This window comes from Kineothrix sp. MB12-C1 (assembly GCF_030863805.1).
Classification (GTDB): domain Bacteria; phylum Bacillota; class Clostridia; order Lachnospirales; family Lachnospiraceae; genus Kineothrix.
Genome location: NZ_CP132957.1, coordinates 3,094,406 through 3,110,120, shown reverse-complemented (window position 1 = coordinate 3,110,120; position 15,715 = coordinate 3,094,406). Strand labels below are relative to the sequence as shown.

Here is a 15,715-nt window from a genome sequence, read left to right as displayed (position 1 = left end):
AACACTCTCCTTTAAGCTGTGACGTAATTAAGCGGCAGCTTCACCGTAAAAGTAGTACCTTCCCCCTCCACACTGAATGCTTTAATCGATCCTCTATGCATCAATACCGCATTCCTGGCAATGGAAAGTCCAAGCCCGGTTCCGCCGATTTCCCTCGAATGAGATTTATCCACCCGATAGAAACGCTCATAAATCTGTTCCAGGGAATCTTCCGGAATACCAATACCTGAATCCATAATTTCCAAGGTAAAGAATTGATAATCCGCATCTAAAATAACCTTAACCCAGCCTTGCTCATGATTATATTTAATCGCATTTTCCACCAGGTTGGTAATAACGAGCGTCAACTTCACCTCATCCACTTCCGCCACTACCGGGCGTTTGCTTTCGAAGATAACCTCGATATCGCGCTTTCTCGCAATCGGGCGCAAGCGCTTCAAGATAATCTCCGTTAACGCATTGATATCCACTACACTTATATTTAATGCCGATACCTTTTTATCCATTTTCACAAGAGCGAGCAGATCGTTAATGATCTTATCCTCTCTATCGATTTCTTCCGCAATATCCACCAGGAATTCCCGATACAGCTCCTCCGGTACATTTTCCTGCGACAACAGGGCGTCCGCCAATACTTTCATGGAGGTAATCGGTGTTTTTAACTCATGGGAGACGTTGGATACGAACTCTTGCCTAGAATTGTCTAATACTTTCATCCGATTGACCAACTGATTAAATGCATCTACGATATGCTCTGTTTCCAAGTAATCAGAGACAGAAACCGGCTCGTCCGTAAACCCTTCCTTCACTTCGCTAATGGCCTTCGTTACCCTGTCGAAGGGCCTGATAAGCACCTTGGAAAGCATAAAAGCGATGACGAAGATAATAAACAACATGAGAATTTCCATAATCATTGCCTTACGGCTCAGAATATCTATCGTCGTCATAATGTTATCCGTGGATACTCCCGTCAACATAACGCCCCTTACCGTATCTTTTTTCTTATTTCCTTCCTCTGACTGCTCATCCGCCTTAGCCTCTATAATCGGAGTAGTCATTTCTATATAGCCATTCTCCTTATCATAGTTGGATACACCTTTTCCTTCTTTCAGGCACTTTATTACCTCCTCGGTAATAATTGTTTTGCCCTCACCTATGGCATAAGTATCTTTAATAACTTTCAGATTGGAATTAATAATGATAACACGGCCATCGTAAAGATTGGATAATTGCTCTAACTCCGCGTTAATTACTTCAGAAGAGGTATCGTGCAGATAATTGTATGTAATCAGATGATTCGCAATAATCTTCAACTGATTCTGCACATCGGACATACGCAAATTGACAGCACGGTCTTCATAGTTCTCTAATATGGCATACCGAATAATCATACTCGGAATCATACCGATCAGGAAAACGATAATAAAGATCCGTGCCTTAAGACTCTTAAGAATTTTAAATTGCTTCAACATATTTTCAACTCTAATTTCCATGGTAGAACCCCGCCCAATCACGCATAATAATACCCTACTCCCCACTTGGTATGCACATATTTAGGCTCACTCGGATTTACCTCTATCTTTTCGCGAAGTCTTCGGATATGAACATCTACTGTACGGACATCACCGGGATAATCTGCTCCCCACACAATTTTAAGAAGTCCTTCCCTACTGTATACCTTATTGGGATTGGTCATAAGAAGCTCTAATACCTCGAACTCTTTTGCTGTCAGGTTAATTTCTTTCCCGGAGATATATACTCTTCTTCCCTCACAATCCAGCTTCACATCCTTGCTCTCTATCATCTTAGAAGCCTCGGCTGTCTTCTCTTTTTTCACTGTCCGTCGCATAATCGCCCGGATTCTAGCCTTAACTTCCAGAATATTAAAGGGCTTGGTAATGTAATCGTCAGCACCGTATTCCAACCCCAGAATCTTATCCATATCATCACCCTTTGCCGTGAGCATAACGATAGGAACACTGGAAAATTCCCGAATCTGCTGGCACACTTCGAAACCGGTGAGCTTAGGAAGCATTACATCCAGAAGGATAATATCATATTCCCTACCCTTCGCAAAGGAAAGCGCTTCTTCTCCATCATAGGCGCAGTCTACCTCCATACCGTCCTGTTCCAGACTAAACCGGATACCCTTCACTATTAATTTCTCATCGTCTACAACTAATACCCTTTTACTCATTTCACACCTCTTTTATCCCCTATTTAAAACATTCTTTCCTATCTGTCTTACTCGATGCAGATTTTATCCTTTAGCTTCGAGAACATTCCTTCTTTGATTCCTTCCACTTGCATAATGTCTTCAAGACTTGTGAATCCGTTATGACTTTCCCTATAGGACAAGATACTGTCAGCTCTGCTCATTCCAATTCCGGGGAGCGTACATAACTCTTCCTTAGAAGCCGTATTAATATTCACAAGGCCGACGCGACCATCGTCTGTTACTGTACCTGCTGCCGTTTCGCCTTCATAAATCCCTTCTTTTTCCGAAGTAATAACGGGCTTTGGTTCCGCACCGCCCACCGCCCCTTCATTTAATAAAGCTTCGCTTTCTTCTATGGTAGGAATCACAATCTTCCATCCATCCTTAAGCGGCAGTGCCATATTCACATAGTTCTCATAAGCATCTTGCCGAAAGCCCCCGGCAGCTTCCACCGCATCGAAGATACGGCTTCCTTCCGTAAGCTCATAGACACCAGGACTTTGAACCGCTCCGCATATATGTACGAACAGACTGATAACTTCCGTCTGTTCCGTCACTTCCTGTAATAGCTCCGATTCCGGCTCATTCTCATCCGCTTTCTCATAGACCAATTCATCCGATTCGAGAAGAACCGCTTCCGTACTGCCGCAAGAACATAAGCTGAGTAAAAATAGAGATAGAATGATAAACGTCCGGATATTCCCCAGCTTATTCTTTTTACGTGATTTCACTTTTTTATTTACATATAAGGCTTTATCTTCCATTCGCATAGTTTCCTTTCGCGCTTTGCACACCATTTGGAAGACCCCTCTATGCGACTGTATTTTCATTGTAAAGTAATTATCCGGCATTGACAAGTGCCTTTTCTTCCTATTTCCACTTAAAAGTAATAATTCCGGCAATTGTGATAAGCATTCCTATCACCTTGCGCATTTCAAGAGGCTGCTTATCCACACCGAACCAGCCGAGCAACTCTATTGCATATGCCACAATAAGCTGAGCCACGACAATAAGCATTACCGCTCTGGCAGGTCCAAGCATATCCATACTTTTAATAACAGTATAGGTGATGAAGGCTCCAATGGCTCCACCTAATAACATATACTTCGGTTCTACCTTAAGCAACGAGGCGAAGGAGGAACGGTCTGTTATGAGCCATGCCGCAAGGCAGACGAGAAGTGCAGTGAACTGCACAAAGGCATTCGCCACCCAAATCCCCGAGCTTTTGGTCACTTGAGTATTAAAAACGCCCTGTATACTCATTAGGGCGCCGGAAATAAGAGCAATAAAAAATCCAATCATATAGGGCCTCCAACATTAAAAAGTTTATAACTGTTCAGTACCTTCACAGTTACAAAAGTTTTTTATAATGTTATTCTTCCCCATATGATTGGAAAACTATCCAAAATATGACCTAAATAATTTAATCATAATATTAATTTAAATTCTCCCCGTTTTCGCCGTTGCTGCCCTGCGCCTCCTGTTTCAACGCCTCCTCATCCAAATACTCCACTTCTTCTACCTCTTCTTCCTCTTCCTCTATGATAGTTTCGGAGTAAGGACTTCCGGTAACCTGTGTCATAATCTGTTCCGAGAGTTCCCGCAACCTGTCATTCACATCTGCACCATCCCAAATCTGTGCAAATGCAATCTCAAGCTCCACCCAGAAATTACTCGTCTCTATCATCTTAGGCATAGGAACGGACACTTCGTATTCGTTGACAAATTCCTGCAGGTTAATATTACCGTAATCAACACCATAGCGCGAAGCCACCTTTCCGGTCCTGCTATACAAGGTATCGGTATATTCATAGGTCAGAAACCTGGCAAAGTCCGCCGCGATTTCCCGCTTATCGGAATAACCGTTCACTACTACACAGTTCGTTACGGAAAGGGATCTGGTTAGCAGACTTTCATTAATATCCGGTACAGGAGCTATGCTGTAATCATATTGGAAGCTGCCGTTTTTCTTCGCCTCTTCCAGCTTCGCCACCGCATCGGTGGTTGCCACTGTATAAACTATTTTCCCTTCAATAAAATCATTAATAATACCTTCATAACTGATTTCCTGCGTATCGATAGAGAAAAACTGATTCAGATCCTGATAGACCTTCAAACAATCGATGGCGTCCTGATTGTAAATATTCATATTCTCTACGCTATCGCCCGACGATCCGCCTACTATCATATAATTTCCGGCAAAAAAGTAGTTATAAAAAATGTCTGTTACATCCCATTTAAATACCGCCTCCACTTGCTCAGGAGCATCGTATTCATTAGCAAAGCTCAAGATATCATCGATTGTTCTAGGGAGGTTCTCCTTTACTCTCTCATCGATCTTCGTCTGCGTTTCCTGATCCACCTCTTCTGTCCCGGATATTTCCTCCGTAAGATCCGGCATATCCCCTTCGGAAAGTTCCGTTTCTTGCGCCTCATCTTCCGGCCCATTCTCTTCCAGATCGGCCATAGCTTCCTGGGCTTCTAACGCATCCTTTTCCGCTTCTATCTGTAACTTAGCAAACTCCTCTAAATATGTCTTATTATATAGGAGAGAGCTTGTCTCGAAGTAAAAAGGATAACCGATGACTCTTCCCTTATAAGTAACTGCAAGCCTTGCAGCATCGGGATAGCCTTCCTTAATTTTATCCCATTTTCCCTCATCTACAGGAGCAGCAAGTCCCGCTAAGAAAGCCTTTTCCAAAGAGTCATTACTCGTAATATACAGGTCCGGAATATGATCCGACTGAATGGATTCTTTATTAATTTGTTCTAAATATTCCAATCCCGAAGCGAGCACCGGCATAACACGCACGTTATGTTCTTTATTATAAGCAACCGCCGCGCTATGCAAATAATCCGTCAGCGCTTCATCCGTATACCAAAAATAAAGCGTTTCACTACGCCTTGTAAATATGGATTCCTCCATCTCTTTGCTTATTGTTTTCCCTGAAAAACCAATCCCAATTATAGCTGCTGCTGCCAGAAGAAGCGCTGCAGCCCCAAAAAGTCTTTTCTTAAGACTCATCCCGTTAGTCCTTTCTTACGATAACTGTTCGCCACACTCACCGTTACGTGTGAAAATCCATTAAAATCACCTTCGGTGATGAGATTTTCACTTATCTTTCTATGTGTTCTCACGATCAGCGCAGCAAGTGCGCAGATCTACTGAATATAGTTACTTCTTACGATTCTTCTCCATAAAGGCTTGACTCCAGAATGGAAATCATCTCATCGATATCTCCTTTCGTAATAATGAGAGGAGGTACAAAACGGATGACATGTGTTCCGGCGTTAATTAAGATTAAGCCTTTCTCTAAGGCTCTCCCTATAATATCTCCCACAGGCTTCGTACATTCCAAGCCCTGAAGCAGACCAATACCACGCCGTTCTTTGATAAAATCGTATTTTTCTTTTAACTCTTCCAGCTTCTCTTCCAAGTAAGGAGAAACTGAATTTACATTTTCTATTATATGGTTCTCCTCAAATAAATCAAGCACTTTATTAATAGCAGACGCCGCTAACGGGTTGCCGCCATAGGTTGTACCATGATCTCCGCTCGTAAGGGAATGGGCTGCCACATGCTCCGTCATTAAGAAAGCACCTACCGGAAAACCGCCGCCAAGAGCCTTCGCAGTTACCATAATATCGGGCTTCACTCCATATTTCTGCCATGTGTACATAGTCCCTGTACGACCCATTCCGCACTGAATTTCATCCAAAATCAGCAAAATGTCTTTTTCCTCACAGAGATTTTTCACCTGTTCCATAAATTCTCCGGTCGCCGGATAAATACCACCTTCTCCTTGCACCGTCTCAAAAATCACTGCGCAGGTTTTCTCCGTCACCAGGTTCTTCACACTGTCAAAATCATTCATGTACGCGAATTTAATATTCCCAATCATAGGCTCAAAGGCTTCTCTATACTTAGGGTTGCCCGTTACCGACAGCGCTCCCATCGTTCTTCCATGAAAAGAGTGTTCCATCGCTATAATTTCATGATCTGCATTTCCATCCCTTAAAAAGGCATACTTTCGCGCTGCCTTAATCGCACCTTCCACTGCCTCTGCACCGCTATTCGTGAAAAACACCCTATCCATTCCGGATATCTTCTTTATCTTCTTAGCGGCCTCAATAGCAGGTACATTGTAAAAATAATTAGAAGTATGTATTACATTCTCAATCTGTTCCTTTAACGCATCGTTATACGCAGTATTATGATATCCCAGCGCAAATACACCTATCCCTGATACAAAATCTAAGTACTTCTTCCCCTCGATATCATATAGATGTATTCCTTCTCCTTTATCGAGAACAATCTGATATCGATTATATGTATGTAAAAGAGCCTTCTCCGCTTCTTCTATATATTCCTGCATCAAACTCTGACTCATCCGTCATCCCATCCTTTCCCTTACGCCCGGATATCATGATCTATACCGTCGGCTCGTCATTCACACTGTCATCATCATGCAAAATAGCTGTTCCCACACCATGATAGGTGAATATCTCAAGCAACAAGCAATGAGGAATCCGCCCATCTAAAATATGCACCCGGTTCACTCCACCACGAATTGCAGATGTACAATTGGATAACTTAGGGAGCATACCGCCTCCAATAACTCCATCTGCAATCAACTGATCCGCCTCAGAAGCCTTCATGCGGGAAATGAAAGAAGACTTATCGTCCATATCCTTATAAATGCCTTCTATATCCGTAAGAAATGCCAACTTCTCAGCACCCATTGCCTTCGCAACGGCACAGGCCGCATCGTCCGCATTAATATTATAAGTCTGGAACTTATCATCAAACCCAATCGGTGCCACAATCGGGATAAAATCCTTCTCCAGCAAATCATATAACAATTCCGGATTCACCTGCTTGATATCTCCAACGAAACCGATATCCTTTCCATCGGCATACTTTCTGTCAACTGACAAGAGCCCCCCGTCCTTTCCACTGATACCAACCGCCTTCACACCGAGTTCCTGAACCATTGCGACGAGGCTCTTATTCACTTTGGACAATACCATTTCCGCAATTTCCATCGTCTCTTCATCGGTAACCCGAAGGCCGTTCACAAATTCCGCTTCCTTTCCTACCTTTCCGACCCAGCGACTGATTTCCTTTCCGCCACCGTGTACTATAATCGGTTTGAACCCTACCAACTTAAGCAACGTAACATCCTTGATTACATTTTTCTGAAGTTCTTCATTGCTCATGGCACTGCCGCCATATTTTACCACAATAATTTTCCGATTGAACCTTTGTATATAGGGAAGGGCCTCAATTAATATTTCCGCCTTCTTTAATACTTCTGTCATATCCTTATCCATCTTTTATCTCCTCTTAATTTTTGCAAAGTTTAGATGATTGCGAAACTCATCAACTGTTATAATTTCATACACAATTAGCATAACTTAAATCTGAAAGAATGGCATGAAAGATTTTCCAAGCGATTTTAGGCCACGGAGCAGAGACATAAGAATCCTTGAAGCCCTTGCTGAAAAGGATTCTTTCTCTGGCTCAGCGTAGTGCTTGGCATAACCAGAGCATGGAAAACTTTCATACCATCTTTCTTCACAATCTGTATTTATTGTGTATAAAATTTTCACAACTTATCTGTTTCGCAATTACCTATTTGCAAAGTTTTATTGCTATACTGTTTCTATGAACGGTAGTCGGCATTTATTTTCACATAGTCATAAGTCAGGTCGCAACCCCAGGCGGAAGCCTCGGCTTCCCCCATCTTCATATCCACGAGCACCCTTACTTCCGGCTCGGATAGTATCTTAGTCGCTTCTTCTTCGCTGTAATCAGTAGCTGCACCATCCTTATATATTTGAATGCGTCCTGATTTTCCTTCGAAGTAAAGTTCTATTTTCTCCGGATCGAAGTTGGCGCCGGAATAGCCGAGTGCACAGAGAATTCTTCCCCAATTAGCATCATGTCCGAAGATAGCTGCTTTTGTCAGGCTGGAGCAAATCACCGACTTACTAAGAAGTTTCGCATCCTCCTTCGTTGCCGCATGAATGACCTTCGTCTCGAAAAGAGCGGTAGCCCCTTCTCCATCCCCCGCCATTTTCTTTGCCAAGGTTTCGTCGATATAATGAAGAGCTTCCATAAATTTATAATAATTCTCATCCTTGCTTACGATTTCTGTATTGCCTGCCATTCCGTTAGCCAATAGTAAAAGTGTATCGTTGGTGGAAGTATCCCCGTCTACCGATATCATATTGAAGGTATCCTGTACGTCCTCACTCAGAGCTTCCTGCAATAATTCTTTTGAAATAGCGATATCTGTAGTAATAAAACCGAGCATCGTACACATATTAGGGTGTATCATCCCGGAACCTTTACACATACCCCCTATCGTCACTGCCTTCCCGTCAATTTCAATAGTAACCGCTGCCTGTTTGGATACCGTATCCGTCGTCATAATCGCTTCTGCAGCCTGCGTTCCCGCCTGTTCACTACTCTCTTTTTCCTGTGTCAGCTTATGGATACCCGCTGTAATTTTCTCCATAGGAAGCTGCATTCCGATCACTCCCGTGGATGCCACTAATACGCTGTCCATGGGGATTTGCAGTTCATCCGCTACCTTCTTGGCCGTTTCCTTACAATACTCATATCCTTTTACGCCGGTACATGCATTGGCAATGCCTGAATTGACAACAACTGCTCGTGCATAGGAAGCATTCGACACCACATTTTTATCCCAAATCACCGGAGCAGCCTTCACCACATTGCTTGTAAAAACTCCGGCCACCTTACAAGGCACTTGGCTATACACAAGAGCCATATCCTTCCTATTTTTATATTTTACATTCGCTTCTACCCCGGCCGCCTCAAATCCGATTGCCGCCGTCACACCGCCATCAATAATCTTCATACACATCCACACTCCTCTCTTTATAACTGTTCGGTTCCTTCTCTAATTACATAGTTACAATCTGTTGTAACTGTTCAGTATCCTCACAGTTACAACCGCAAAGATCGCTTTGTGAAAATCCGTTAAAATCACCTTTGGTGATGGGATTTTCACTTGCTCTTCTTCGTATTCTTACGGTCAGCTCAGTAAATGCGCAGACCTACTACATAGTTACAATCTGTTCTATATTCTCTTCGTTCAATACGAGATCGTAGTAATTCAGGTCTTCTCTCTTCGTCCATCCGATACGATTCCAAAAGGCATTCCCTGCTTCATTCTTCGTAAAAGCAATTAAGGACACTTTGTTGATTCCTTCTTCTCTCAATGCCTTGATGCAGGCTGCTACCATAGATTCTCCGATACTTCTTCGGCGGTACAACCGGTGTACACATACATGATACATGCATCCTCGTCTTCCGTCATTTCCGCATAGAATCGAACCTACTATCTCCCCATCTTCCACCGCCACAACACTGGTACACGGATTCCTTCTTAAAAACCGCTCTATGCTCTCCTTCGAATCATCGATACTACGCAGAGAAAAGCCCTTAATACTCTTCCAGAGCGCATATACGCCTTCATAATCCTCTATTGTCATCGTCCGAATCATTTCCTGTTTCCTCTCACTTCGCAATAGTTACCTTACTTCCTCTTACAGGCTAAGGCCCGCGCCCTCTTGGCATCCAATCATAAGGTTCAGACATTGAATCGCCGCTCCGGAAGCTCCTTTTCCCAAGTTATCGAATTGGGCCGAGAGTACGACTCTCTCCTCATTTCCTGTGACATATATTTTCAAACCGTCCCAGCCGGAGCATTCATTGCCCGAGAGCATTCCCTGCATCTCTTCTTCCGCTCCTTCCGTCATCACTTCTATTAGTTGTTGTCCTTTATAATATTCTTTCAAGAATTCTCTCAGCGCCCCCGGCGTCTTCACATCTTGCAATAATTCCGTATATATCGGCACCGATACTACCATTCCGCTGTAATAGGGGGCTACAATCGGAGAAAACAAAGGCTCTCGTGACAGTCCCGTTATCTTCTTCATTTCCTTTAAATGCTTGTGCTGTTGGCTAAGGGCATATTCTCTTGGCGCATCCAATCTACCCGACCGCTCTTTTTTCTCATACTCTGCAATCATGGACTTTCCGCCTCCGCTATATCCCGTCAGGGAGAAGCTGGCAACCGGATAATCGGCAGGAAGAATGTGCTGTACTACGAGCGGATATAATAAGGAAATGAATCCGGTCGCATGACACCCCGGTACTGCAATTCTCTTTCCTTTCCGTATCGCCTGTCTATGTTCATCCGAAAGCTCTGCGAATCCATACGCCCAACCCTCGTTTAGCCGATGAGCAGTGGAGGTATCGATAATGCGCACGTTCTCATTTTCAATTAAACTGACTGACTCCCTTGCTGCCGCATCCGGCAGGCAGAGAATCGATATGTCCGAAGAGTTGATCAATCTCTTTCTTTCTTTTTCATCTTTTCTAAGTTCTGGGGAAATAGGCAATAATTCAATATCATCACGTCCTGCGAAACGTTCATGGATACGCAGTCCTGTAGTTCCTTCGCTTCCATCAATAAAAATTTTTGTTTTCATCCGCTTCACCTCTTCTGTTTTTTCTCATTTCATGTATGATACGCATAAGTATACATCTTTTCTAATTATTATTCAAGTATTTTTTATTTTATGCATTTTATTAATTAATACATGACTATTTATGCATAAATTTACACTTGCATTTCATAAAATAATGTTGTATATTGTTTCCATAGCGTTACTATGAATCATAATTTCATAGCTTAATATATTCATAACAGTTCAGTATCCTCACTAATTACAAAAGCAAAGATTGCTTTGTGAAAATTCATTAAAATCACCTTCGGTGATGGGATTTTCACTTATCTTTCCATGTATTCTTACGGTCAGCGCAGTAAATGCGCAGACCTGCTGAATAGTTATATATATTCATTCTATTTAAACTTACATTTGGAGGTAATCATATGAAAGAGAAAGTTATTCTGGCTTATTCCGGCGGTCTTGACACTACTGCTATTATTCCCTGGCTGAAGGAGAATTTTGACTACGAAGTAATCTGCGTATGTGTGGATTGCGGGCAAGGGGAAGAATTGGACGGCCTGGAAGAGAGAGCGAAGCTCTGCGGCGCTGAAAAATTATACATCGAAGATGTGACAGACGAGTTCTGTGATGAGTATGTAGTACCTTGCGTACAGGCTCACGCCGTATACGAGAACAAGTATCTGCTCGGTACCTCCATGGCAAGGCCTGTTATTGCTAAGAGATTGGTGGAAATTGCCCGCAAAGAAGGTGCTACCGCCATTTGTCACGGCGCTACCGGCAAAGGTAATGACCAGATTCGTTTTGAACTCGGTATTAAGGCCCTTGCTCCTGACCTGAAGATTATTGCAGCTTGGAGAAATGAAAAATGGACGATGGATTCCCGCGAATCCGAAATTGAATACTGTAAGGCACACGGTATCGATCTTCCTTTCTCTGCGGATTCCTCCTATAGCCGCGACCGTAACTTATGGCATATCAGCCACGAAGGTCTGGAACTGGAAGACCCTGCCAACGAACCTAACTTCGAGCATCTGCTCGTTCTTGGAACAACACCGGAAAAAGCGCCCGATGAAGGGGAATATATAACGATGACTTTCGAAAAGGGTATTCCTGTCTCTGTAAACGGCAAGAAAATGAAAGTATCCGATATTATCCGCGAACTGAACGAACTCGGCGGCAAACATGGTGTCGGCATTATCGATATCGTGGAAAACCGCGTAGTAGGAATGAAGTCCCGCGGCGTATACGAGACTCCGGGGGGAACCATTCTCTATGAAGCACATCAGCAGTTGGAAGAGTTAATTCTCGATCGGGATACTTATGCATTGAAAGCAGACATGGGTAATAAGCTGGCTCAGATCGTTTACGAAGGAAAATGGTTCACACCTCTTCGCGAGGCGGTACAGGCCTTTATCGAATCCACACAACAATACGTGACCGGTGAAGTGAAGCTTAAGCTTTACAAGGGCAATATTACAAAGGCAGGAACAACTTCCCCCTATTCTCTTTACAATGAAAGCATCGCATCTTTTACTACCGGTGATTTGTATGACCATCATGATGCGGAAGGCTTCATTAACTTATTTGGACTTTCCAGCAAGGTTCGGGCGATGAAAATGCAGGAAGCGAACAAATCCAAATAATTATGATACCAGGGTCAAAAGGTCATGTGTTTTATGTTTGCATAAAAAAACATGACTTTGGGACCCACAAAACATGAGAAGGTAGCCCAAATAGGGCGGATTTCGAATGTTTTAGGAGTGCGAGAGCACAAAGTACGCAGCAATCCGTAGGTATCATGGGGCAAAATATTTTTTGACCCCAACATCATAATTATTAATTCACAAAAGGAGTTCCCATGGATGTCATAACCTTATTACTTATTTATTTTATATCAGTGAATATTGCAGGCTTATGTATGATGGGGCTTGATAAATACAAGGCCAAAAAGCAGGCCTTTCGGATTCCCGAATCCACTCTTTTTATTACGGCAATTATCGGCGGAAGCATCGGCTGTATTCTCGGCATGTATGCTTTCCGCCACAAAACAAGAAAATGGTATTTCGTATATGGTATGCCTGCTATCTTATTTCTTCAAATAGCGCTTATTATAATGATTCTACATTCACCAATTCAAATTAAGATTATGTAAATGGAAAGGTCATGTTATGAAAACTGAAAGCTTTTCACTCCATATAGCAATCTGTGATGATAACGTAGGCGACCGCAAACAGTTAGAACGATTGTTACAGCGAGAATCTGATAAACGTGCGGACAGTACAGGAGTCATATATGTTGATTCCTATGGCAGCATCTATGCGGCTACTCGTTCACCGATGATTTATGACGCTTTTTTTATCGATATGATTTCCGGCGACATCACCGGAGACAAGCTAGCTCTTCGTCTGCGTGAAATGGGGGTAAGTGCGCCCATTATTCTTTGTGTCTCATCTATCGATTATCGAGCCGTTTTCTCTTCTCTACCCGGCGAAGATGAAAAGAATAACATACTTTTTTTGGATAAACCGATCAAAAAAACGGAATTATCCGATTTACTCAATCATATCACCTCTTTGAAATCTCAAATCCCCTCTGCAATAGAATTGCGCGGAGAAACAGTTACCCGCTATGTGAAAGAAGACGATATTATCTATGCGAAGACAAACGGCAATTATATCGATGTTTATCTCAAAGACGGAAGTTGTATCAATGTCCGCAGCACATTAGAAAACTTTTACTCTCATCTGGAAGCCTATACACATTATCATTCTGCGTCCCTCACTTCCATGGTAAATATTGTCCATGTCAAAAAGGCTTCTCTGACCCGTTTGACTCTTCTTGACGGTACTATTCTCCACACCTCTCCCATTTATTCTATGGGAATTAAAAGAGCCCTTCGACGATAAGCCGAAGAGCTGATTTTGTTTATTATTTAATCTTAAATCGTAACGATGATTCCTCCGTCATTGGCATACATACTGCTTATTCCGGCTGTATCCATAACGACAACATCTTTTACCTTAATCTTTTCCAATATCATATTTTTTATCTGCTCTGCCCGTTCCGGACAATTGCAGTGAGTGATCATAAGAACCTTTTCTTCCGGCTTCACTACCTCTTTCGCCGCGAGCTCTGCCAGCTTAGCGAGCCCTTTCTTAATGCCGATCGCCTGCCCTCTCTGAACGATAGTTCCTTTATCCGCTCCCATAACAGGCTTAATGCTCAATGTAGAAGCAACCAGCGCCTTTACTCCGGTAAGACGTCCATTCTTGCGAAGAGTCTCTAGGTTATCCAACACAAAATAAGTACTCATCTCATCACGGAATACTTCCAGTATCTTCACTATTTCATCGAAAGAATGCCCTGACTCTTCCAGTTCCATAGCACGCAGCGCAATTTGTGTTTCTCCGCAGCTCGCTGATTCAGAATCACATATATAGATATTCTTGTCGCCATATTTTTCATGATACAGACTCTTACCCAGCACCGCACTATTATGACTCCCACTAAGTTTGGAAGAAAGAGTTACTACATATATGTTATCTGCATCGCAGTGATAGGACTCACGATATCTCTCAGGGGAAGGACAAGAAGACTTGGGACATCCTGAATATGCAGCCACCTTCGCCAAAAATTCCTTCTGGTCGAAGTTCTCATCATCCATAATCTGATAATCTCCCACTTCCAACCCAAGAGGAATAATTTCAAATCTACTATCCTTTTTATATTTTTCCGGCAGTTCACAGCAACTGTCCACAACAATTTTATAACTCATATGAATAACCATGCCTTTCTCCGCAGTCTTGAATGCCAAGCCAAAAACATGACCCACCATTCCACGTAGTATTGATTACTACTTATAATAACACGCCTGACTTTTTCTTGTAAAGAGACTTTCTACATTTTTTATAAATCTATAGATTAACTTTCTATTTTCAACTATAATATAGACCGTGGAAGGTCACTGTTCACTCTGTGACCAGCAACCGTGGAGGTACTTATGAAAGCATATCAAATCAACGATTTAAAAAACTTTATGAATAAACTGCTCCTTTCCGAGAGCTTCGACTTCTTTTTGCTCGAAGAGGGCACAATTGTCACTTACAATACGTTTCATATAGACGGGCATATCCGCAAAGACTTTTACACAAAAGAAGAGCAGGAGGATTCTTCCCTCTGCCCTTACGATTTCTCCCTATGGAAGGATATGCGCCCGCTTTGTTTCCAATTAATCAAAGGCAAGAGGACTCCTATCAGCTTCAAATTCGTCCTTCTGCTCCTACCCGGTCACCGGAACAAAATATTGTCCACCGGAGGATATGAGGAACAAGCACATCAAGTCAAGTCTTTCCTCCTGACGGTAAAATATGACGGCACTGCTGCCACTATCATAACCGGCACTTCTACCAATACTTTTCTGATGGATAAGACGCCGGAGCATCTATGGGATCAGGCCTTCCAGAAATTTATGGATAAGCAGCAAATCATCTGGGAAGAGCTTTGAGTTACATTATTTCTTCATCTTCGGATTGAACGCAAGGCTCGCCAAATACCCGAAGATCAAAGCAGCACTCGTCCCAACTGCCCCCGCTTTAAATCCGCCCTGGAAAATGCCGATGAAACCATCTGAGTCCACTGCCTCCTTCACACCCTTCATGAGTACATTGCCGAAGCCAAGAAGGGGCACCGAAGCTCCAGCTCCCGCATATTCCTGAAAGGGTTCATATATTCCAAACACGCTAATGACCGCTCCCAGGCACACGAGAAGCACCATGATGCGCCCCGGCATCATCTTAGTCTTTTCCATTAAAATCTGAACGAGAGCACAAATCAGCCCGCCTACCCAGAAAGCATTAATATAGTCCATAATAACCTCCTAATGATAAGAGATCGCGAAACTCATCATATTTCATGATTTCATACAATCTTTCTTTAAAACTTGCATTTATTGTGTATGAAATTTTCATAGTTTGCACGTTTCGCAAT

16 protein-coding genes are annotated in these 15,715 nt (G+C 42.7%); 4 read left to right on the top strand and 12 right to left on the bottom strand.

Annotation, left to right across the window (positions count from 1 at the left end):
* Window positions 1–11 precede the first annotated feature (11 nt).
* From RBB56_RS14210 to argC, 10 genes are all read right to left on the bottom strand, one after another.
* Window positions 12–1,493, bottom strand: a complete 1,482-nt coding sequence (locus tag RBB56_RS14210) for a sensor histidine kinase (protein WP_306719626.1) — start codon at window positions 1,491–1,493, stop codon at window positions 12–14.
* 17 nt (window positions 1,494–1,510) lie between these two features.
* On the bottom strand, window positions 1,511–2,197 hold the full coding sequence (locus tag RBB56_RS14205; protein WP_306719625.1) for a response regulator transcription factor: 687 nt from the start codon (window positions 2,195–2,197) through the stop codon (window positions 1,511–1,513).
* 47 nt (window positions 2,198–2,244) lie between these two features.
* Window positions 2,245–2,982: a helix-hairpin-helix domain-containing protein gene (locus RBB56_RS14200; RefSeq protein WP_306719624.1), complete on the bottom strand. Its 738-nt coding sequence runs from the start codon at window positions 2,980–2,982 to the stop codon at window positions 2,245–2,247.
* Window positions 2,983–3,088: 106 nt separating this feature from the next.
* Complete coding sequence (locus RBB56_RS14195; protein ID WP_306719623.1) at window positions 3,089–3,520, bottom strand: DMT family transporter; 432 nt, start codon at window positions 3,518–3,520, stop codon at window positions 3,089–3,091.
* A gap of 133 nt (window positions 3,521–3,653) precedes the next feature.
* Window positions 3,654–5,243 carry a sugar ABC transporter substrate-binding protein gene (locus tag RBB56_RS14190; RefSeq protein WP_306719622.1) on the bottom strand — a complete coding sequence of 530 codons (1,590 nt, stop codon included), beginning with the start codon at window positions 5,241–5,243 and terminating at the stop codon, window positions 3,654–3,656.
* 157 nt (window positions 5,244–5,400) lie between these two features.
* The gene (locus tag RBB56_RS14185) at window positions 5,401–6,609 is read right to left on the bottom strand and encodes an aspartate aminotransferase family protein (protein WP_306719621.1); all 1,209 of its coding nucleotides are present in this window, start codon (window positions 6,607–6,609) and stop codon (window positions 5,401–5,403) included.
* A gap of 40 nt (window positions 6,610–6,649) precedes the next feature.
* Entirely contained in the window at window positions 6,650–7,552 is a 903-nt protein-coding gene (gene argB / locus RBB56_RS14180; protein WP_306719620.1) for an acetylglutamate kinase, read from the bottom strand.
* Between the two features lie 332 nt (window positions 7,553–7,884).
* Window positions 7,885–9,108, bottom strand: a complete 1,224-nt coding sequence (argJ, locus tag RBB56_RS14175) for a bifunctional glutamate N-acetyltransferase/amino-acid acetyltransferase ArgJ (RefSeq protein WP_306719619.1) — start codon at window positions 9,106–9,108, stop codon at window positions 7,885–7,887.
* Between the two features lie 202 nt (window positions 9,109–9,310).
* A complete protein-coding gene (locus RBB56_RS14170) occupies window positions 9,311–9,757 on the bottom strand; it encodes a GNAT family N-acetyltransferase (RefSeq protein WP_306719618.1) in 447 nt (148 codons plus the stop codon).
* A gap of 42 nt (window positions 9,758–9,799) precedes the next feature.
* Window positions 9,800–10,747 carry an N-acetyl-gamma-glutamyl-phosphate reductase gene (argC, locus tag RBB56_RS14165; RefSeq protein ID WP_306719617.1) on the bottom strand — a complete coding sequence of 316 codons (948 nt, stop codon included), beginning with the start codon at window positions 10,745–10,747 and terminating at the stop codon, window positions 9,800–9,802.
* Window positions 10,748–11,151: 404 nt separating this feature from the next.
* Here argC and RBB56_RS14160 point away from each other — a divergent pair, with 404 nt between their 5' ends.
* From RBB56_RS14160 to RBB56_RS14150, 3 genes are all read left to right on the top strand, one after another.
* The gene (locus RBB56_RS14160; RefSeq protein ID WP_306719616.1) at window positions 11,152–12,372 is read left to right on the top strand and encodes an argininosuccinate synthase; all 1,221 of its coding nucleotides are present in this window, start codon (window positions 11,152–11,154) and stop codon (window positions 12,370–12,372) included.
* Between the two features lie 215 nt (window positions 12,373–12,587).
* Window positions 12,588–12,881: a DUF1294 domain-containing protein gene (locus RBB56_RS14155; protein ID WP_306719615.1), complete on the top strand. Its 294-nt coding sequence runs from the start codon at window positions 12,588–12,590 to the stop codon at window positions 12,879–12,881.
* Between the two features lie 16 nt (window positions 12,882–12,897).
* Window positions 12,898–13,635 carry a LytR/AlgR family response regulator transcription factor gene (locus RBB56_RS14150; protein WP_306719614.1) on the top strand — a complete coding sequence of 246 codons (738 nt, stop codon included), beginning with the start codon at window positions 12,898–12,900 and terminating at the stop codon, window positions 13,633–13,635.
* Between the two features lie 32 nt (window positions 13,636–13,667).
* Here RBB56_RS14150 and RBB56_RS14145 read toward each other — a convergent pair whose 3' ends face one another.
* Window positions 13,668–14,504: a DegV family protein gene (locus tag RBB56_RS14145; RefSeq protein ID WP_306722163.1), complete on the bottom strand. Its 837-nt coding sequence runs from the start codon at window positions 14,502–14,504 to the stop codon at window positions 13,668–13,670.
* Window positions 14,505–14,729: 225 nt separating this feature from the next.
* Here RBB56_RS14145 and RBB56_RS14140 point away from each other — a divergent pair, with 225 nt between their 5' ends.
* Window positions 14,730–15,233, top strand: a complete 504-nt coding sequence (locus RBB56_RS14140) for a DUF5721 family protein (RefSeq protein ID WP_306719613.1) — start codon at window positions 14,730–14,732, stop codon at window positions 15,231–15,233.
* Window positions 15,234–15,239: 6 nt separating this feature from the next.
* Here RBB56_RS14140 and RBB56_RS14135 read toward each other — a convergent pair whose 3' ends face one another.
* Entirely contained in the window at window positions 15,240–15,596 is a 357-nt protein-coding gene (locus RBB56_RS14135) for a SpoVA/SpoVAEb family sporulation membrane protein (protein WP_306719612.1), read from the bottom strand.
* Window positions 15,597–15,715: the final 119 nt, after the last annotated feature.